Annotated in this window: 18 protein-coding genes and 1 riboswitch; of the genes, 11 read left to right on the forward strand and 7 right to left on the reverse strand. The window is 36.4% G+C overall.

Annotated elements, in window-relative coordinates; all coding sequences use genetic code 11:
* Positions 1-51 precede the first annotated feature (51 nt).
* Positions 52-492 carry a VOC family protein gene (locus tag AC1Q6O_RS15375; RefSeq protein WP_090002098.1) on the reverse strand — a complete coding sequence of 147 codons (441 nt, stop codon included), beginning with the start codon at positions 490-492 and terminating at the stop codon, positions 52-54.
* Positions 493-788: 296 nt separating this feature from the next.
* On the opposite strand from AC1Q6O_RS15375, the gene AC1Q6O_RS15380 reads away from it, so the two are divergent.
* A complete protein-coding gene (locus tag AC1Q6O_RS15380; RefSeq protein WP_090002100.1) occupies positions 789-1,634 on the forward strand; it encodes an aldo/keto reductase in 846 nt (281 codons plus the stop codon).
* Positions 1,635-1,689: 55 nt separating this feature from the next.
* Here the strand turns inward: AC1Q6O_RS15380 and AC1Q6O_RS15385 are convergent, their stop codons facing one another.
* The gene (locus AC1Q6O_RS15385; RefSeq protein WP_008175386.1) at positions 1,690-2,073 is read right to left on the reverse strand and encodes a winged helix-turn-helix transcriptional regulator; all 384 of its coding nucleotides are present in this window, start codon (positions 2,071-2,073) and stop codon (positions 1,690-1,692) included.
* Positions 2,074-2,183: 110 nt separating this feature from the next.
* Here AC1Q6O_RS15385 and AC1Q6O_RS15390 point away from each other — a divergent pair, with 110 nt between their 5' ends.
* The 5 genes from AC1Q6O_RS15390 to AC1Q6O_RS15410 all read left to right on the forward strand — a co-directional run bounded on the left by AC1Q6O_RS15390 (position 2,184) and on the right by AC1Q6O_RS15410 (position 7,710).
* Positions 2,184-3,368: an MFS transporter gene (locus AC1Q6O_RS15390; protein ID WP_090002102.1), complete on the forward strand. Its 1,185-nt coding sequence runs from the start codon at positions 2,184-2,186 to the stop codon at positions 3,366-3,368.
* A 159-nt stretch (positions 3,369-3,527) separates the two neighbouring features.
* Positions 3,528-4,478 (forward strand): ABC transporter substrate-binding protein, encoded by a 951-nt coding sequence (locus AC1Q6O_RS15395; protein WP_089985851.1) that lies wholly within the window; start codon positions 3,528-3,530, stop codon positions 4,476-4,478.
* A gap of 78 nt (positions 4,479-4,556) precedes the next feature.
* On the forward strand, positions 4,557-6,128 hold the full coding sequence (locus tag AC1Q6O_RS15400; RefSeq protein WP_090002104.1) for a helix-turn-helix domain-containing protein: 1,572 nt from the start codon (positions 4,557-4,559) through the stop codon (positions 6,126-6,128).
* A gap of 149 nt (positions 6,129-6,277) precedes the next feature.
* A complete protein-coding gene (locus AC1Q6O_RS15405) occupies positions 6,278-6,679 on the forward strand; it encodes a YuzC family spore coat inner layer protein (protein ID WP_090002106.1) in 402 nt (133 codons plus the stop codon).
* A gap of 98 nt (positions 6,680-6,777) precedes the next feature.
* Positions 6,778-6,884: riboswitch (SAM riboswitch) on the forward strand.
* Positions 6,885-6,972: 88 nt separating this feature from the next.
* On the forward strand, positions 6,973-7,710 hold the full coding sequence (locus AC1Q6O_RS15410) for a cyclase family protein (protein WP_090002108.1): 738 nt from the start codon (positions 6,973-6,975) through the stop codon (positions 7,708-7,710).
* A 29-nt stretch (positions 7,711-7,739) separates the two neighbouring features.
* On the opposite strand, the gene AC1Q6O_RS15415 is transcribed toward AC1Q6O_RS15410, so the two are convergent.
* Positions 7,740-8,336, reverse strand: coding sequence for a DedA family protein (locus AC1Q6O_RS15415; protein ID WP_089985855.1), 597 nt, complete (start codon positions 8,334-8,336; stop codon positions 7,740-7,742).
* A gap of 73 nt (positions 8,337-8,409) precedes the next feature.
* The gene (locus AC1Q6O_RS15420; protein ID WP_090002110.1) at positions 8,410-9,183 is read right to left on the reverse strand and encodes a Cof-type HAD-IIB family hydrolase; all 774 of its coding nucleotides are present in this window, start codon (positions 9,181-9,183) and stop codon (positions 8,410-8,412) included.
* Between the two features lie 224 nt (positions 9,184-9,407).
* Between AC1Q6O_RS15420 and AC1Q6O_RS15425 the strand changes: the two genes are divergently transcribed.
* From AC1Q6O_RS15425 to AC1Q6O_RS15435, 3 genes are all read left to right on the forward strand, one after another.
* Complete coding sequence (locus AC1Q6O_RS15425) at positions 9,408-10,190, forward strand: DUF2225 domain-containing protein (RefSeq protein WP_346037526.1); 783 nt, start codon at positions 9,408-9,410, stop codon at positions 10,188-10,190.
* A 22-nt stretch (positions 10,191-10,212) separates the two neighbouring features.
* On the forward strand, positions 10,213-10,566 hold the full coding sequence (locus AC1Q6O_RS15430; protein ID WP_012295965.1) for a hypothetical protein: 354 nt from the start codon (positions 10,213-10,215) through the stop codon (positions 10,564-10,566).
* Positions 10,567-10,709: 143 nt separating this feature from the next.
* Complete coding sequence (locus tag AC1Q6O_RS15435; protein ID WP_492401651.1) at positions 10,710-12,119, forward strand: erythromycin esterase family protein; 1,410 nt, start codon at positions 10,710-10,712, stop codon at positions 12,117-12,119.
* Between the two features lie 43 nt (positions 12,120-12,162).
* Here AC1Q6O_RS15435 and AC1Q6O_RS15440 read toward each other — a convergent pair whose 3' ends face one another.
* A complete protein-coding gene (locus tag AC1Q6O_RS15440; RefSeq protein ID WP_089985858.1) occupies positions 12,163-13,338 on the reverse strand; it encodes a DUF4272 domain-containing protein in 1,176 nt (391 codons plus the stop codon).
* Positions 13,339-13,367: 29 nt separating this feature from the next.
* Positions 13,368-14,645 carry an SMI1/KNR4 family protein gene (locus AC1Q6O_RS15445; protein ID WP_107922337.1) on the reverse strand — a complete coding sequence of 426 codons (1,278 nt, stop codon included), beginning with the start codon at positions 14,643-14,645 and terminating at the stop codon, positions 13,368-13,370.
* A 286-nt stretch (positions 14,646-14,931) separates the two neighbouring features.
* Here AC1Q6O_RS15445 and AC1Q6O_RS15450 point away from each other — a divergent pair, with 286 nt between their 5' ends.
* Both AC1Q6O_RS15450 and AC1Q6O_RS15455 read left to right on the forward strand, forming a co-directional pair.
* On the forward strand, positions 14,932-15,573 hold the full coding sequence (locus tag AC1Q6O_RS15450) for a TetR/AcrR family transcriptional regulator (protein WP_012295970.1): 642 nt from the start codon (positions 14,932-14,934) through the stop codon (positions 15,571-15,573).
* A 117-nt stretch (positions 15,574-15,690) separates the two neighbouring features.
* Complete coding sequence (locus tag AC1Q6O_RS15455; RefSeq protein ID WP_115648602.1) at positions 15,691-17,100, forward strand: alpha/beta hydrolase family protein; 1,410 nt, start codon at positions 15,691-15,693, stop codon at positions 17,098-17,100.
* A 33-nt stretch (positions 17,101-17,133) separates the two neighbouring features.
* Here AC1Q6O_RS15455 and AC1Q6O_RS15460 read toward each other — a convergent pair whose 3' ends face one another.
* Positions 17,134-17,964, reverse strand: coding sequence for a MerR family transcriptional regulator (locus AC1Q6O_RS15460; protein ID WP_008175407.1), 831 nt, complete (start codon positions 17,962-17,964; stop codon positions 17,134-17,136).
* Positions 17,965-17,973 lie beyond the last annotated feature (9 nt).

Below are 17,973 nucleotides of genomic sequence, written 5' to 3' on the forward strand. Positions count from 1 at the left end.
CCCCCACCTATTCCAAATAGCTGCTCTTATTATGTGAGATACCTATTACTTTTATTGAATAATTAGCATATCGTTCTCATCGAACTGCCACATATCGCCGTAAGCAACTTCCCAATAGAAGCCATTCGGATCTTGGAAGTAGCCACTATAACCACCCCAAAATACAGTTTCGGGATCTTTAACAATGTTTGCCCCAGCCTTTTTGACTAATGCAAAAATACTGTCCACCTCTTCTTTTGATTTACCATTATAAGCAAGAGTGATTCCACCAAAGCCATGACCAATTTCAGGTGGGTTTGCTTCATTAATATCTTTAGCCAATCTTTCAATTGGAAAAAGTGATATTTTTGTCCCTCCATTATTAAAGAACATAACATCAGGATTTGTTTCCTCTCCGTAAACTACAACCTCAAAACCTAACCCTTCTCGGTAAAAAGCGAGAGACTCTACCATATCTTTAACACCTAATGTAATTAAATTTAAACGATTCATCTACCAAACCCCTTTTTATAGTATTACTACATATATTCTCCATCGAACAAACATTTCCTTTTATTACTGAAATAAAGCCATGCATGGCAATTATCTTGGCACACCGACTAGTAGATGTGGTCAATTAAAGGGGCTTACTAATTTAATGAAAATATTTTTATCCCTCTAGCCATTGTTAGCTCACAAAAGTTACCTCTACGTTTCTATGACACAAAAAAGTGCGTACTTTTTTAGAAGGCATGTTAGCAGCATAATAAAAAAGCAATCAAGCAATCACAAAACATGGAGGACTTAAAATGATTACTCATTTACAAGATAAAATCACATTAAACAATGGGCTACAAATGCCTGGAATGGGGTTAGGTGTTTTTCAAGTAGAGAATGATGCTACAGCTGAGATGGTTAAAAATGCTATAGAGGTTGGCTATCGCAGCATCGATACTGCCGCAATTTATGGCAATGAAGCTGGTGTCGGGGAAGGTATTAAACAGGCGCTAACATCAACTAACCTGCAACGTGAAGATTTATTTATAACATCAAAAGTTTGGAACGATGGATTAAGCTATGAGGAAACTGTTACTGCCTATGAGGAAAGCCTAGAAAGACTAGGGCTGGATTATTTAGATCTTTACCTGATTCATTGGCCTGGGAAAGATAAGTATGCTGAATCTTGGAAAGCGCTAGAGGACCTATATGATCAAGGTAAAATCAAAGCAATTGGTGTTTGTAACTTTACTGTTGCGCATTTGGAAAACTTACTATCATTTGCACGTATGAAGCCGGTTGTGAATCAAGTGGAATTCCATCCACGTTTACAGCAAGCTGAGCTTCGTTCATTCTGCGACAAGCACGAAATTCAACTTGAGGCTTGGGCACCATTAATGCAAGGTGGACTTCTTGAAGATGCAACCATTTCAAAAATAGCAGAAAAATATAGTAAATCAAATACCCAAGTTATTTTACGCTGGGATGTACAAAATGGCATTATCACTATTCCTAAATCTGTACGTCGAGAACGTATGATGCAAAACGCTGATATTTTCAACTTTCAGCTAACAGATGAGGAAATGACTATCATCAGTGCGATGAATCTTGAACAACGTGTCGGACCTAATCCAAATGAATTCGACTTTGCTTTATAAGCTGTGTAAAAGGAAAGGAGACTGTCTTCAATATGACAGTCTCTTTCTCCCCTCATTACGATGTTTGCTGCATGGCGATATCTTCATCACGTTGTTTTAACAGTACATCTTCACCTTTATCCTGTAATAATTCAACATGCTTTTCGCCCCAAGTGCAAAGCATGTTCAAAATAGGTTCCATACCGTGTCCATAAGACGTTAAGGAATATTCAACTTTTGGTGGTACTTGATTGAATACTTTTCGATGGATTAATCCAGCCTGCTCCAATTCTCTCAATTGATTTGTGAGCATTTTTTGTGAAATCCCCGGAATCAATCGCCGAAATTCATTTGTACGAATTTTACCATGGTGGTTTAAATGACAAAGAATAATTGGTTTCCATTTACCACCAATAACTTCAAGTGTAGCTTCAACACCAATATTATAAACTTTTTGCATCGTAAACCCCCTGTAATATTCAAAAGTAACTAAAAGTACTCTACGTGCCTTTTTGGTATGTATGAATAGTACTACACTCGATAAAAAAAATCAAAGGAGATTGTTTTAGTATGTCACAATCAAAAAAGCCAAATGCTACATTAACTTTATTAGCACTTGCAATCAGTGCATTTGGTATAGGGTCCACTGAATTTATCAGTGTTGGGCTTCTACCATTAATTACGGATGACTTCGGTATATCTTTAAGTACAGCTGGATTAACTGTTTCTATATACGCACTGGGCGTTACTATTGGAGCTCCATTATTAACAGCCTTCACATCTCGCCTTAGTCGAAAAACTGTATTATTGCTTGTTATGACCATTTTTATAATCGGTAATTTAACTGCAGCTATCGCACCTATTTTCTCCATATTGATTATAGGTCGTATTATTTCTGCATTAGCACATGGTGTGTTTATGTCGATCGCTTCTGTTATAGCTGCTGATGTAGTTGAACCTAATAAGCGAGCAAGTGCTATTGCCTTTATGTTTACGGGATTAACATTAGCTACTGTGACAGGTGTCCCACTTGGTACATTTATTGGACAAATAACAGACTGGCGTATGTCGTTCATTTTTATTGTCATGATAGGAATTATCGGTTTAATAAGTAATGCTTTGTTAGTACCTAATCAATTATCTAAAGGTAATCCCATTTCTTTACACGATATTGGCAAAGTATTAGGCAATATCCGCATGTTATTAATACTTTTCATTACTGCAATCGGCTATGGTGGGGCTTTTGTTGTCTACACCTATGTTTCACCCATTTTAGAACAATATATGGGTTACTCGCCACATGCCGTAATCATTATTCTAGTTGTCTATGGTATTTGCGTTGCTATTGGTAATACACTAGGCGGCCATTTTGCTAACCAACATCCATTACGATCCATCTTTATTATTTTTGTGGGACTTGCCTTGGCGTTACTTGGCATTGGTTTCACTCTTGAGTCACCGATTATAGGGCTAATCATGGTACTGACAATGGGGTTATTTATGTTCATGAATGTCCCAGGATTGCAATTATATGCAGTTCTCCTGTCCGAAAAATATGTGCCATCTGCCATTTCGATGGCTTCAGCATTAAATATTTCTGCTTTTAACGTAGGCATCTTTTTAGGTTCCTATATTGGAGGCGTAATTATTCGTCATCAATCATTAGCACACACGCCTGTTTATGGATTCTTTATGGTTATGCTTGCAGCGGTCGTTACACTCTTATGGCTACTTTTTGATAAAAAGAAACAATAGTGCTCTAAACTTCATTTTGTATAAAAAAGATGTAGAAAATATGTATTGTTTGTTTTTATGTTGTATCCTATAATTTATTTGAATCAAACGAGAATGATTATCATTCTAAATTAAGATAACATTCAATCTGTTTTAGTAAATTTATAGGAGTGAATTGCCATGCGTATCAGTCGATATTTTACATTTGTACTTTTCCTTGTACTGATGTTCGTTTTAAGTGCCTGTGGTTCAAATGAAGCACAAACAAATTCCGAGAGTGAGAATCCAACAAAAGAAGATACACGAGTTGTAGAGGATGGGTTTGGTGAAGTAACAATTCCAACAAATCCACAGCGAGTAGCAGCCATCTATATGGAAGATTATTTAACTGCCTTAGATGTCAAACCCGTTGTGCAATGGTATCACCCATCCTGGGGTAAACAAGATTATTTAGGTTTAGACGTACCTGAGTTTGACGTTACAGGTAGTATGGAAACGTTACTTCAAGCTAAGCCAGATTTAATCATTGTAGATGGTGCGGCAGATAAGGCAAAGTATGAAGAATATTCTAAGATTGCGCCTACTTATCGCTTAAAAGAAGAAATACTACAAGATCCACGTGAGATTGTGAAAACGATAGCTGATGTTTTAAATATCCCTGAGAAAGCAAATGAAATCGTTGATAAATATGAGGAACGTGTTACTAATTTAAAAGCTAAGTTAGATGAATCAGTTGGTGACGAAACTGTTGCCGTTGTTCGTTTAAATGTTGCCGATAAAACATTGGCATTATTCGGAATGAAGAATCGTTACACGGGCTACATTTATACGGAAGCTGGTTTAACTCCACATCCATTAGCTCGTGATATGACAGAGTTCCAAGAGGTCTTGTCTGAAGAAGCTATTCCAGAATTAGATGCTGATCATATTATACTCTTCCCTTCAAATGGCACTTGGGAAACTGAAGAAAATCAAGAGGCGATTAAATGGTTAGATAGTACACTTTGGAAAGCAGTTCCTGCTGTAAAAAATGGACAAGTTTATATTGCCGATCGAACTTATTGGCAGTCTGGTGCCATTACTGCAAACCTACGAAAATATGATGATCTTGAGAAATGGTTCGTGAAATAATTTACAAAAGAAAGCTCTTTAGGGGGCTTTCTTTCTGTTGTTTTCCAAATTTAAACTTTACTTAGGAGTGCGTGGACAATGGGTAATTTAACACAAATCTATCATTTACAAACTATTTCATATACTATTCTGTCAGTGAATATGCAGTCATATAGCCATACATACTTTTCGCTTTTCATCCTTATTAGTGGAAACGGAACACTTAAGACAAATCATGAAACTATCCACCTTATGAAAGAAAAATGTGTGATTATTCCACCTAATAGCCATGTCGAAATTCACACTGCCGATGAGCCTCTCTGCATGTACCAATTGACATTTAACACGATCTATCTTAGTGAATCCCATGCTCCTACTAGTCTCTTTACAAGTGTTAGAGAACTACGTCTCCTTCCTTTCTCTCAATGCAATAAACTATTAGAAGCTATTTATCGGTGTCGTCAAGCAAAGGATGAACACACTATTTTTGAGCAGCATGTTCGTTTTCAAGAATTGATGCTATTTATTTTTGAACAAAACCAACCGAAGCCTATACTACAAAATGATCGTCAATCTGTAGAGCAATCTATTCAATATTTGCACAAATACTTTGGAAGGGATTGGACTGTTGAACAGTTAGCAGAACTAGCAGAAGTTCCAAGATGGAGTTACTCTCGTATTTTTAAAGATATTACGGGGCAGATTCCTCTTCATTATTTAAATAGTATACGTATTGAAAAGGCCAAACAGTTATTAATGACAACTAATGATCGTGTCTTTGAAATTAGTCAGTCCATTGGCTTTAATAACGAATATTATTTTAATCGTCGTTTTAAAGAGCATGTAGGTATTTCCCCAGGGCAATATCGACGAAGTCAGAGCAATAATGTACGTGTATTTGCACCGTTCTTAGAGGACTTCTTTGTAGCTTTAGGGATTACACCCATTGCTCAATTCAGTCATTCCAAATGGGGAAAACAAGACTATTTAGGTTTGCAGGATGTTCCCGATATCGATGTACAGTTTGGAGAAGTGGATCGTCTCTTTCACTATAAACCAACTTTAATTATGTTAGATGCTGGTATAGAGCGTTGGGAAACTTGTCTTCATTTAAATAAGCTGGCCCCAATCTGTCACCTAAACCACCCTGGGGAGGACTGGCAATCGACTCTCTTTAAAATTGCTGATTTAACAGGGAAAACCTCTATGATGCAAGACATTATCATGGAATATGAGGATAAGGTACAGAAGGCTCGACGAATTCTCGGTAAATCCGTTTATGGGCAAAGTGTTGCATTTCTTCGCATTTCGGCCATTGGCATTACACTGTATGCTGGCCCTGAATGCGGCTATACAGGGCCAATCCTATATCGTGACTTGGGCTTAACGCCTCATCCATTAGTATGGAAAATACCGCTTAACCAGCGTAAAGCTCATCTGACATCAGATCAACTGCTACAGCTAGACGCTGATCATTTGTTTATCACCTTCGACAAGCAACACTCCATTTATGAGCATGAAGAGCGTACTATTTTAAAATCTTCTATGTGGAAAAACCTAAGAGCAGTTAAGAGCAGCTGTGTTTATGAGGTGGATTTTTTAACGTGGATGAATTATGGAATCCTATCACATAGCAAAAAAATAGACGATGTATTAAATGTTCTTGGCTAAAGAACGTAAAGGAAGCTGCCATGGCTTCCTTTTTTGTTTATGTAGCATATTATGTTTTACACTCCTGTACAGGACTATCTTTATCCAAACACCTAAAAAGATCATGATACATAAGATAAGATATCAGCTTTTGGATAGGAGGAATTGAATTGTATTATAATCCTTATCCGTATTTTGTTCACCCCTACCATTACCCAATACCATCGACAGCCCATCACCTTGCAGCTAGACCCTTTTCTCAACATTTAGCAATGCCGACCAGTAATAGTGCCTTTCCCCCTGTTGATACACAAAAATTAATATCTTCAGCTACGCGGATAAAGGCGATTATGCAGCAAGCACAATTACTTACGGATAAAATTGATAGCTCTCAACAATTTGCCCATGATTTAAAAAATGCTGCACAACTTTCAAATAAAACAGAGGTCGAAAAATTGATTACATCCACAGGCGTCACTACAAAATTCGAAACCAACTATACACCAGATAATTTTAGAATACAGCTTATGGATAGTGGTTGCTGTAGAGTAACGTTAATTTTGAATTGGTAAATAAAAATTTTAACCCTGTAATCCTATAAAAGTTGTAAACTATAAAAATATATGCTAAAGTATTTGTACTATTATTTCTGAAAATTCTTATATTCTATTTCTTATCAAGAGAGACGGAGGGATCGGCCCGATGAAGTCTCAGCAACCAGCTCAATCAGTATGGTGCTAATTCCTTTTGGCAAAATCTAAGCCTGAAAGATGAGAAGACGAACTACCCACGTATGATTCAGGGAGTCCTCTTCTATAGAGGACTCTTTTTTATTTACCATTACTTTTAGAAAGCAGGAAATTAAATGTCTAACGAACTTTTAGAAGCATTGCACTTACTAAAATCAAAACAATGGGTCGATTTGACACATACCTTCGGCCCACATTCACCTCATTTTTTTATGTTTGAAGATGCTAAATTTGAAACATTATTCTCGCATGATGACGGTTTTTTCGCACAGCAGTTTACTTTTCCCGGACAATATGGAACACATATTGACCCACCTGTTCACTTTGTAAGAGATACTCGTTTTCTAGATGAACTAGAGCTAAAGGAGCTCGTTCTCCCGCTTATCGTTATTGATAAATCACAAGAAGCTACTAGTAATCATGACTTTACGCTCAGTGTCCAAGATATTCTAGAATTCGAGGCACAACATGGACAAATAGAAGAAGGTACTTTTGTGGCACTGCGAACAGATTGGAGTAAGCGTTGGCCCGATAAAGAAGCATTCAATAATAAAGATGTGGATGGCCATAATCATCTTCCAGGCTGGGGCTTGGAGGCATTACAATTTTTATTCAAGGAACGTAAAGTAAGTGCAATCGGTCATGAAACTTTTGATACCGATTCTGCTACTGATTTTCGTCAAAGCGGCAAATTGGATGGAGAATATTTTGTCCTTGATCAAGACACCTATCAAATTGAGCTTATGACTAATTTGGACAAGCTTCCTCCAAAAGGGGCTATTATTTTTAATATTGTACCTAAGCCTGAAAAAGCATCTGGATTCCCTGTTCGATCATTTGCCATTTTGCCATAACAAAAAGTCGGTACGAATCATACCGACTTTTACTTTTGTACGTTTCTTTTTTTCAATAAATAATAAACGATTAACATGACAAGGACAAACAGTAAGATGACATAAATACTGTAATGGGACAAATAGTAACCGACGAATCGCCACTTCTCCCCTAATACTTTTCCTAATGTTATAAATGTGAACGTCCAAATAAATGCTCCTGTATAAGCAAAGAATGCGAATTTCTTATAGGGATAATTATTAATAGCCGCAATATAAGCTGTCAGATGGCGTACACCTGGAATAAAATAGCCCACTATTAATAAAAAAGGACCTACTTTCGTAAACATTTTTTTAGTAAAATCAATTTTTTGCTCAGTTATATGAAATTTTGGCCCATATTTCTGCAAGAGCGGTAAGCCAAATCGGTGGCCGATATAGTAGCTTAAAGTAATACCTCCCATGGCGCCAATCAGGGCGCTTACTAACGCTGGGATATGTTCAAGACTTTCTCGATAAACACTATAGCCTACATAAGTTAAAAATACTTCATCAGGAAGTGGCAACCCAACAATGCCTCCAATTAGGATTACAATGATGCCAAAATACCCGTAATGTTCAATTAGAGATTGCACATGCTGCGCCATTTTCCGACCACCTAACACCTTTTCTATACAGTCATAACCGTATCCCTAAAAAATTGCTCAAGCAAATATGTCGTTAAATAATGTGAAGCTGACGTAAAGCAAAATCTATGCCACCTTCAATGGATTTCTTTGTAACAAAATCTGCAGCATTTTTTAGAGCTTGGCTCCCATTTCCCATGGCAACCCCGAGGCCAACCTGCTCTAGCATATCTATATCATTCTCTCCATCTCCAAAAGCTATTGCATCCTTAGAATTAATCTCAAAATAATCCAGTACAGCCTTCACAGCTATCGACTTGGACACATCCTGCTGTAAGACATTCACAATATAAGGATGCCATCGTTGCCGTAATATATTCGAAAATTGACAAGCTAATCTTTTTTCAGTCTGCTCATCTGCATAAAGACACATAAGAAAAACCTCTTCTTCTATAATACTGTCATTTCTAACGGGAAAATCACGTAAAGACAATGTCTCTTGCATCGCGCTTAAAGCTAACGGATTTTGAATAGCATTCATCGTAAGTTGTTCTGTAAAAAATGTTAAGGAATGCTGTTGTTGCTGTGCAAAAGCTTGAACATTTTGAACAATGCCCTTATCAATCGGAATTTTATGTATGACAACATCCTTGTGCTTCACATATGCTCCATTTGCCGTAATAAAGGTTTCAATTCCCAAACTTTTCAGCTCTTCACACATGGACAATGGCCTTCCTGTCGCAGCCACTAGATGAATCCCTTTATCCTGTAGTAGGTGAATGGCCTGCCTTGTACTTTCTTCCACAGCGCCATCCTCATAATTGATCAGAGTACCATCCACATCAAAAAACACTATTTTAAATGTCATTTACTTCATCCTCTCGCACATAACTTTTGAACTATACAATCGAAATTCCTTGAAATAAATTGTACATAATTCGACAAACTTTTCTTGACCTATATAACTTACTTTAACTACACCGATAAATACTATTACAAGCTTATTTCTAATGATATTTAACTAAAAATGTAAGAATAATTTTTAATTTAATAATTCTAAAGGAGTATACCAAAGAACACAGAATTGTTAAAATGATAGATAATGAATTAAATACATTGAACGATTATCGATTGCGTTTAAATAGAACAAAAGAAATACTAATTCTAGAGCATGCAAAGGAGTTGATTCTTATGGCATTTAACATCTACTACTATGAAAGTAGCGTAGATTGTAAATTTTGCAAAAAGCATTTTACAACGTATAAAGTACGCCCAAATCGATATAAAATTATCGAGGAACAAACAGATTTCATGCCCGTCTATAATGGCCTAAACCCTTTGCTGTATGAAGTTGCTGTGTGCCCACATTGTGGCTTTGCTTTCCATAAATCCATGACGCGGACATACGGACCTTTCATGCAGCTCATAGATGAACTATACATTAAAGAGCTACAGAAACCTATGAATATCTGTCAGGAACGTACAATCGATGATGCCATTATAAGCTTTAAGCTGGCCTATCTAGTATCTCGCGCATCAATGGAAGAATCGCTTTTGATGGCAAATTTCGCATTAAAAATTGCCTGGTTATATCGTTTGAAAAACGACGAAGAATCTGAAAAACGCTACCTTTTTGCCGCTAGAGATTTTTACAGTAAATCATTTGCATCTAACCAGGAAGGTGGAGAGCGAATTCAATTTTTACATGCCGAGCTAAGCCTCCGACTTGGTGATATGACAGAAGCTAAAAAAGGATTTTCTAGATTAATTGCCGATAAGAATGTCTCGCCAAAATATCGAAAGCTAGCACGCAATCGTTGGGAAAATTATAAATATGATGAACAACCTATAACCGTTAAAGAAAGCATGAATTGATGTGACGAGGAGAGGACTAGTTATGTTGCTATTTCAAAAAAAGATAGATGTGAGAGAAGAGGATATTTTTTCAGAACTGCATCATTTTTTATTAAGAAAAAATAATCGTTATTTAACAAATGAAGAGGTTGTGACGTTGACAGGTGTCTCGTCTGAGCTGCTGTATAAATGGGTTAAAGCCGGAAAGTTAAAAAATTCGATTTTCCCAAATTTAGGCGCACCTTGTGAAAGATGTGGACAAATTACTCAAGCGAAAATTTGCGTGAGCTGCTCCTCCTCTATTATTGGTACCTTAAATCAAGAGGAAAAGGATCGGGCATGGTTTAACCAAATTCAACGAAATCACGTTAGAGCTAGTACGTATCATTATAAATAGCTATTGGCATCTCCATTTAAATGGAGATGCTTTCTTTTTTTAAAATCAATCCAAATTTAAACAAAATTTAAACAAACTCCTCCTATGCTTTAAACTTTGCCCCTTATACTTAGGATCAACATAAAGAAAAGGGCTGATTTTCAATGAAACATTATAGAAAACGGAAAGCTTTATTAAGTACAGCACTGACAAGTTTAATCGTATTCAGTGGCATAACTAATGCTTCAGCAGCTGACCCTGCGATAAAAGAGAAGGAAAAATACGGAGCGGTTCAACAGGCTAGGACTACTACTGAAACATTAGAGGATTGGAAAAAATGGGTGAATGATCATGCTTACAGCTTGACTTCCATTCAGCCGGAACCAGCTAGTTCTCAGAAAATCCCTTCTAATAAATTTGAGGACCTAGCAATGCTAAAGCCATTATTACATGATAAACGAATTGTCTTTTTAGGTGAAAGCTCTCATGGGGTCGCACAGTTTAATCTCGCTAAAACTCGTTTAATACAATTTTTACATCAAGAAATGGGTTACAATGTTTTAGCCTTCGAAAGTGGTCTGGGCGATGTCATGAATGCCCAAGGAAAAATTGATAAACAAGCTGCACTACAAACGATGAAGGATGCTATTTTTGGAGTATGGTGGACAAAAGAAACATTGCCTCTTTTTGAATACGCAAAAACAACTCAAGCTACAGAAAAACCTCTTGTTCTAGCAGGCTTTGATATTCAACAGCAAGGGGCATTTACGAATGGGAATTGGTTGCAAAATCCTCAATTGGCTCAGCAATTCAGTGACGCGGAAAAGCAACTCGCAGAATGGAGCTCTAGCAAAGATGTAAAAGGCTACCAGAAAGAAAAAACGGCTATTATTAACGTTTATAAACAAGTAAAAGCACAAGTTCAGACGAAAGAAAAGGAGCTTCAAAAAGCTTATCCGAATGAACTTCAAATAGTAAAGCTGATGGAGCGCACTTTAGCAGATCGTATCCGTTTGGCAGACGAATATGTAGAGCTAACAATTCAATCCACTATCGAGATGGAGCAAAATAAATATGAATCGTTTTTAACAACAATGGAGTGGCGTGATCAGGCGATGATGGAGAACTTACTTTGGCTAGCTGAAGAAGTGTATCCAACAGAAAAGTTTATTGTTTGGGCGCATAATGACCATATTCGTAAGGCTCAATCAGATGTAATGGGCTCCCCATATCCAGTTAAATTAATGGGTGAACGTTTACCAGACATCTACAAAAAATATAGCTATGTATTAGGTCTATATATGACTAGCGGAGAAACTGCCAATAATATGGGCGAGACGATGCCCGTTTTACCACCAATAAAAGGATCTATCGAAGATATTGTATCCTCAGCCAACAAACCTTACACATTCATTGATTTACGTAATCGTCAAAATGAACGTGGTAACTCATGGATGTTTGAACCTCGCCTATCCTATAGCTGGGGAGTAATACAAGAAAGCCTTGTTCCACGCGATCAATACGATGGTATTCTTTTAATTGATAAGGTGAATAAACCAACCTATGTAAAATGACCTTTAAATATAGCAAACTAGTATCCTAGTTTGCTATTACTTTCTAAGTATCCATTGATATCGTTTCCCACTCTTCATTTTGATGACCGATCAACCAGAATAAGGCTCTACGTCTTTCCATAACAATACTTTCATTCATTCCAACAGGAGCCGGTCGTTCTTGTATACGACTATCTACGCACGCCCAGTGTAATCTGAATATCTTGTCGGCTTCATCCATTATTTCTTTCTGACTACGCATCATAATTTGAAGATAAAATTGCTCAAACGTTTCGCAGTTAGAAATAACTTGAATAGCGTACTCACAATCACATACTTCATCAGGAAAATCAAGCTCTTTAACAAATCCCAGTACCCAAATCAGTATCCAATAAGCTTCATATTGCCATGAAATATTAATGGCTTCTTGTGCATTTGGTTGTTGGTCATATAAAAAGGCCCTTTCATTGTCCGTTAGATTTGCCTCCACTTCATATTTATGCAACATATTGATGAAGAAATCTCTTGATTCTTCAACATTTTCTCCTTGTGCCACATCACAAGCAAATTGAATAACAATTAGTAAAGCTACAGCTCTCCTAGCAATATCCTCTTTGGCTTTAAGCTGACAAGCTCCAATTGGCGGAAGTTGCGGGAGTGAATCTGTGTATGGAATACCGTTTTCTTTTAAATACGCTATCGTTTTATTCTTTCTTTGATGACCTTCTTCCGATGTCGCCTCTTGTCCCCTCACCTTCTGTGTACAAGCATAAGGCCTAAAGTTGGATGGCCCTGATTGCCCATCAGGATAAACAATGACTGCACCTTCTTTGTCTAACAAGGTACCATTTGGTAAAAATCCAATTCCTCCAATGGTTAATAGCAGGCTCAAACATAACTGCATTTGTTCACCCTTTATTTCTTTTTCACATTCGATCGCAATTACTGTATTTAACACAGAAATTTGCGTTAAAACTAATTCTTTTAAATGGTTATCTTCAAATGGAATACTGTTGTAATAGCTCATCATTCCAGGGATATTATTCACAAAGTATTCTGAGTTTGTATCTTCAGACATCACCCTAACCATCAATTTATATTTGTTAAATAGTGCTTTGGATTTTATAAGATAGTTATCTTCATTTTTTTCAATAGCAAAACCTTTACTAAAAACATCGAAAATCTTACATTCGATTTCTTTTGTATTATTCATAGAAGCGAATATAGTGAAATTGTTCAATTATTACTCCTCCTTACAATTATTAGATTTCACCAAAGTTCAATGCCCTCTAGAGCTTGGCTAAAAAATTGTTTATGTTTTCGTAGTACTTCATTGTCCTTCCAAAACGTAAGCAATGACAGCCATTTCTCCATATCCACTGAAGTTGTCGGTTTAATTCCTTGCTGCAACATTTGGCATACGGCTCGTATTGCTATTTGACGCTCTACTTCCCTACCATTCAACCACTCAAATAAAGTTTCTGCACTCGGCTGTGATTCTACTAAAAGCGTATCCCACCCCTCTATCGGAAAAGAAACATAACGTTTCATCCATGCTATTGTTCTTGGGTTATGAAAATGACGTAGTCGATGTAAAGCTGTATAAGATTCAATTCTCCTTTTTTCAATATCTTGAAGAACAAGTGATAACCCCACTTCTTCTGGTAGACAGTAGGCGGTTAAGTAATCTCTAATACTATTAGGCAAATCATTTTGATCTTCCCAAAGTGTCATCACCCAATGACTTGCCTCTGTTGCACAAACCTCAACTAGCACTTTGCACCATACTTCTTTATCTACTAAACGCCGTGATTGTTCAATTTGATTTTGAAGTGCGGCAAACACTTTCCCAGTATTTAACCGTGTAAATGCTTCTCGAACCCTAGTATCCTTCATACCATGCATCGACACATATATGAGTAAAGTATCCAGTTGATACATAACGTTCTCCCACGTTGAAGTTAAATATTGTTCAAACCACTTTAGCCAGATTTGAGAAGTGGTCAGACTTAAATCTAGTCCACCTTCACTACAAAACTGTAGATACTGTCCACAATCTGCCCCTATGCATCCTAAAGTTGTAGCTCTCTCTACATAATCTTTAAAATTCAAGGCAAGAAGGTCATACTCACCCCCCTCATGATTCCAATACCAAACGGAACCATCCTCAATCTTAATAAGAAGTGCATCACCATTGCCAGTCGTATGAAATTGTAGGTATAGTTGTTCTTTTGCATTATCACTGTCTCCGCCAAAATCAGGGAATTCGAGTTCTTCCAAGCTCCAGCCAAAATCACCTGAAGGTGTGTCTTCCAGCTCAATAGGAAGTAGTGCCTCGTCAGGTAAAGACCAATATACCCCCACTTGTCGAGAACAATGAAGTAATACATCACGGAACTCAGAAGGAATCGGAACGCCGAGCCACATCTCTACCATTGATAATTCATGCACAGTAGCCATAGGCTTTATCTCCAGTGGATGAATCCAAGCACCTTGCTGTTCAAGCTGTTTTAATAATTGCGTCCATCGATCAATCCATATTTGCATTTCTATTCCTCCATGCTTAGAAAAATATTTCGGATAATGCTCTACTTTTTTCTCTACTAATGTATCGTCAGGAAGTCAATTATGTATTAGAGTTTGGTTTTACTTTGCCTAAAAACACTCGGATTATACTTCTATTTAAATTCAAAATATATGCTAAATTACTTACCTTTACTAGTTCTTTTCTAGTTTTCTTCAGCAATTCTCATAAATCGTATCATGTTGACAATTTGGAAGGATGCGCCTATTATTATAGATACATTCGAATGTATCTATAAGGAGATATTTTATGGCCAGAAATAAATACCCAGAAGTTACGAGAAAAAGAATCATTGAATCAGCTGTTAAATTATTTACTTTAAACGGTTGGGATAATGTAACGATTCAAGAAATTGTCGATGATGTAGGGGATATTACTAGGGGAGCATTTTATCATCATTTTAAAACGCGTGCTGATGTTATTGATGCCATCACAAAGGAAATGCTAACAGCAAATAATTATTTTAATGACATCTCAGATTTGGAAAACTTAAATGCTTTAGAGCGTTTAAGACAAGGCATTTCTTTCTCAATTTCTCAAAGTGGAAAGGAAGAAAACTTATCCTCGATTCATTTGAAAATGAATTCTGCCGAGTTTGTTTATAGCCGCATCACAGAAGGAATTCAGGTTGTTGCACCAGGAATTCAAAAAATTATTGATGAAGGCAATCAAGACGGCTCACTGCAAGTTGCTTTCCCTAAGCAAGCAGCTGAAACTTTTACAATGCTTTTTGACATTTGGATGAATCCTGAAATATTTCGTGTAAGCCGAGCCGAATTTATTCATAAAATTGAACATATAAGTTTGATGTTCAAAGGAATTGGCATACCACTTATGAATGATGAATTGAAAGATGTTTTTTTAGCATTATTTGATAAAGTGCAGGAATAATAAACTACTATATGTAGTTTATTATTTTAATCTTATACATACATTCGTATGTATATATATTTGAAAATATTTTTAATTAATTACATACATTCGTATGTATGTAAAAGGAGATAAATGATGAAAACCTTAGAAGTACTATTTACACTTATTTTAATACTATCGAGTATCTCACTAACTTTTAGACAACGTGGGGTAACTACAATAAATCTTATTATGATAGCTACCAATTATGTTTTGTTAATAGGAACAATTATGACAATTGGTGCTAACTGGCGCATGATCCCTGCTTATTTTGTTTTGATGTTATTAACATTACAAGTTTTTGTGAAGCCAAAAAGTACAATTGTTTCAAAAAAGTTAAGGATGAAAATAATTAAAACTTCAGGTATTGTTGTGGCCACTATTACAATGTTCACATTACCAACGTTATTTCCAATCATGTATTTTCCTGAACTAACAGGAAAATACACAGTAGGAACACAGACATTTCACCTGACCGATAAGAATCGCAAAGAATTTGTTGTACCTAATCATCAGGTGAATCGCGAACTGATGATTCAAGTTTATTATCCTGCTGAAAAAGAGACAGGACAACCTTCACCCTACTTTAAAGATATAGATGCGTTAACACAACAGTTAGCAACGACACAGGGTTTTCCCAATATCGCGACAACGCATTTAGGACTGACGAAAACCCGTTCTTATCAAGATGCGACAGCTATAAAGTCTAAAGAAAAATTTCCACTTTTATTATTTGCACATGGTATGAGTTTATATAGTCGACAAAATACCTTCCAACTAGAAGAATTAGTGAGTCATGGCTATATTGTCGTTGCTCTTAACTTTACAGGTGATGCGGCAACAACAATATTCCCCGATGGTGATCGGGTTGATTTTACACCAATTGAAAACACCATTACATTCTTGAATAATCGAATCCATCTTTGGGAGCAGGATGCATCATTTGTTTTAGATGAAGTCATTAAAGGCGATTTTGATAAGAACTTTCGTGCAATAGCCTCTCTAATTGACTATGATAACATTGGTATGCTAGGTCATTCTTTTGGCGGTGCTACTTCAGCTCAAATGCTAGTAAAGGATAATCGTATTAAAGCAGCCATTGATATGGATGGTGGGTTATATGGCGATTTAATGCCGAAAAATGGTCCTGAAAAGCCTTTTATGCTGATGAATGCTGAGGCATCCATTAACTTTATGAAAGAAGCATATAACCAGCAGCCTGGTAATCGTGATGAATTGTTTGCAGAAGCTTATCTACGAAATAAAACAATTGAAAAGCCTGGTGTCTACACAGCTATTATTCCAAAAACAAATCACGGAAGTTTTACAGATTTAGCAGCCGTTTCGCCGATTATTAATGAATCTGGGGCAGATGTAAATGCAATTTATAAATTGATTAATGAATTATCACTTGGCTTTTTCGATAAAAATTTAAAAGGAATCCAAGACAATAAATTAAATAAAATACAAAAGGCACATCCGGAAATAAACTTAACATTGCATTAAGTTTATTTGGGGTTGTTGATAGGCAGAGATGCATCAACAACCTTCTTTTATTTCCACCATAATCTTTGTTACATATTCCTCTTCACGATTTTTAATAACCGCATCATAAATATATTCCTCATAAACATATTGCCCCAGCTCATAGCCTTCTTCTCTCATGACCTGGAATAATCGCTTGTAGGTCTCTCCCAGAGTTATAGATGTTCCTACATGGTAACCAACAATAAACTTTCCTTCAATCGCTTTAAAATAAGGATGACCTTCCTGCGGATGCGGCTGCTCAATATATAAGTACCTATAATTATCATAGTTACCGGCTAATACCTGCTCCCTTTTGGTAATTCCACCAATGGGATAACCTGTGTCTAAGCGAGAGCGATCCAATTCATCTATAAAATCAGAGACAGCCTTAACAAATTGTTCTTCCGTTGAGTCCTCAATATTTCGACTTAAATACAAGGTTGCCTCTGGAAAATGCTCAATTGTAATGCTATCAAAATCAAGTTGTAGTGACTCCTTCGTTAAATCAATTTTGACATCAATAATGCCTTCAATCATCTCCAGTTCTCGCCGCTTTTTTGCGACAATTTCCTTTTGTAGATGCATCAATTCTAAAAAATTTTCAGGTGATTTCTCCGCCATATACTGCTGTATATCTTTCAAAGACATGCCAACAGCCTTTAATAACTCAATGACGCTAAAAAAATCATATTGAGCGAGTGAATAATATCGATACTCTTTACTATCCTTCATAACAGGAGAAAGCAAGCCAATTTGATCGTAATAAATTAAAGTTTGTTTATTAACCTTACATATTTTAGCAAATTCACCAGTTGTAAAATACTTTACATTTTTATTAAGCATTTTTTGAGT

Source organism: Lysinibacillus sp. GW823-FHT06C08, assembly GCF_058795135.1.

What these genes read in the sequence shown, in the direction of transcription:
- AC1Q6O_RS15375 (WP_090002098.1), bottom strand. Translation starts at nt 492, where the DNA reads ATGAATCGTTTAAATTTAATTACATTAGGTGTTAAAGATATGGTAGAG.
- AC1Q6O_RS15380 (WP_090002100.1), top strand. Translation starts at nt 789, where the DNA reads ATGATTACTCATTTACAAGATAAAATCACATTAAACAATGGGCTACAA.
- AC1Q6O_RS15385 (WP_008175386.1), bottom strand. Translation starts at nt 2,073, where the DNA reads ATGCAAAAAGTTTATAATATTGGTGTTGAAGCTACACTTGAAGTTATT.
- AC1Q6O_RS15390 (WP_090002102.1), top strand. Translation starts at nt 2,184, where the DNA reads ATGTCACAATCAAAAAAGCCAAATGCTACATTAACTTTATTAGCACTT.
- AC1Q6O_RS15395 (WP_089985851.1), top strand. Translation starts at nt 3,528, where the DNA reads ATGCGTATCAGTCGATATTTTACATTTGTACTTTTCCTTGTACTGATG.
- AC1Q6O_RS15400 (WP_090002104.1), top strand. Translation starts at nt 4,557, where the DNA reads ATGGGTAATTTAACACAAATCTATCATTTACAAACTATTTCATATACT.
- AC1Q6O_RS15410 (WP_090002108.1), top strand. Translation starts at nt 6,973, where the DNA reads ATGTCTAACGAACTTTTAGAAGCATTGCACTTACTAAAATCAAAACAA.
- AC1Q6O_RS15415 (WP_089985855.1), bottom strand. Translation starts at nt 8,336, where the DNA reads ATGGCGCAGCATGTGCAATCTCTAATTGAACATTACGGGTATTTTGGC.
- AC1Q6O_RS15420 (WP_090002110.1), bottom strand. Translation starts at nt 9,183, where the DNA reads ATGACATTTAAAATAGTGTTTTTTGATGTGGATGGTACTCTGATCAAT.
- AC1Q6O_RS15425 (WP_346037526.1), top strand. Translation starts at nt 9,408, where the DNA reads ATGATAGATAATGAATTAAATACATTGAACGATTATCGATTGCGTTTA.
- AC1Q6O_RS15430 (WP_012295965.1), top strand. Translation starts at nt 10,213, where the DNA reads ATGTTGCTATTTCAAAAAAAGATAGATGTGAGAGAAGAGGATATTTTT.
- AC1Q6O_RS15435 (WP_492401651.1), top strand. Translation starts at nt 10,710, where the DNA reads ATGAAACATTATAGAAAACGGAAAGCTTTATTAAGTACAGCACTGACA.
- AC1Q6O_RS15445 (WP_107922337.1), bottom strand. Translation starts at nt 14,645, where the DNA reads ATGCAAATATGGATTGATCGATGGACGCAATTATTAAAACAGCTTGAA.
- AC1Q6O_RS15450 (WP_012295970.1), top strand. Translation starts at nt 14,932, where the DNA reads ATGGCCAGAAATAAATACCCAGAAGTTACGAGAAAAAGAATCATTGAA.
- AC1Q6O_RS15455 (WP_115648602.1), top strand. Translation starts at nt 15,691, where the DNA reads ATGAAAACCTTAGAAGTACTATTTACACTTATTTTAATACTATCGAGT.
- AC1Q6O_RS15460 (WP_008175407.1), bottom strand. Translation starts at nt 17,964, where the DNA reads ATGCTTAATAAAAATGTAAAGTATTTTACAACTGGTGAATTTGCTAAA.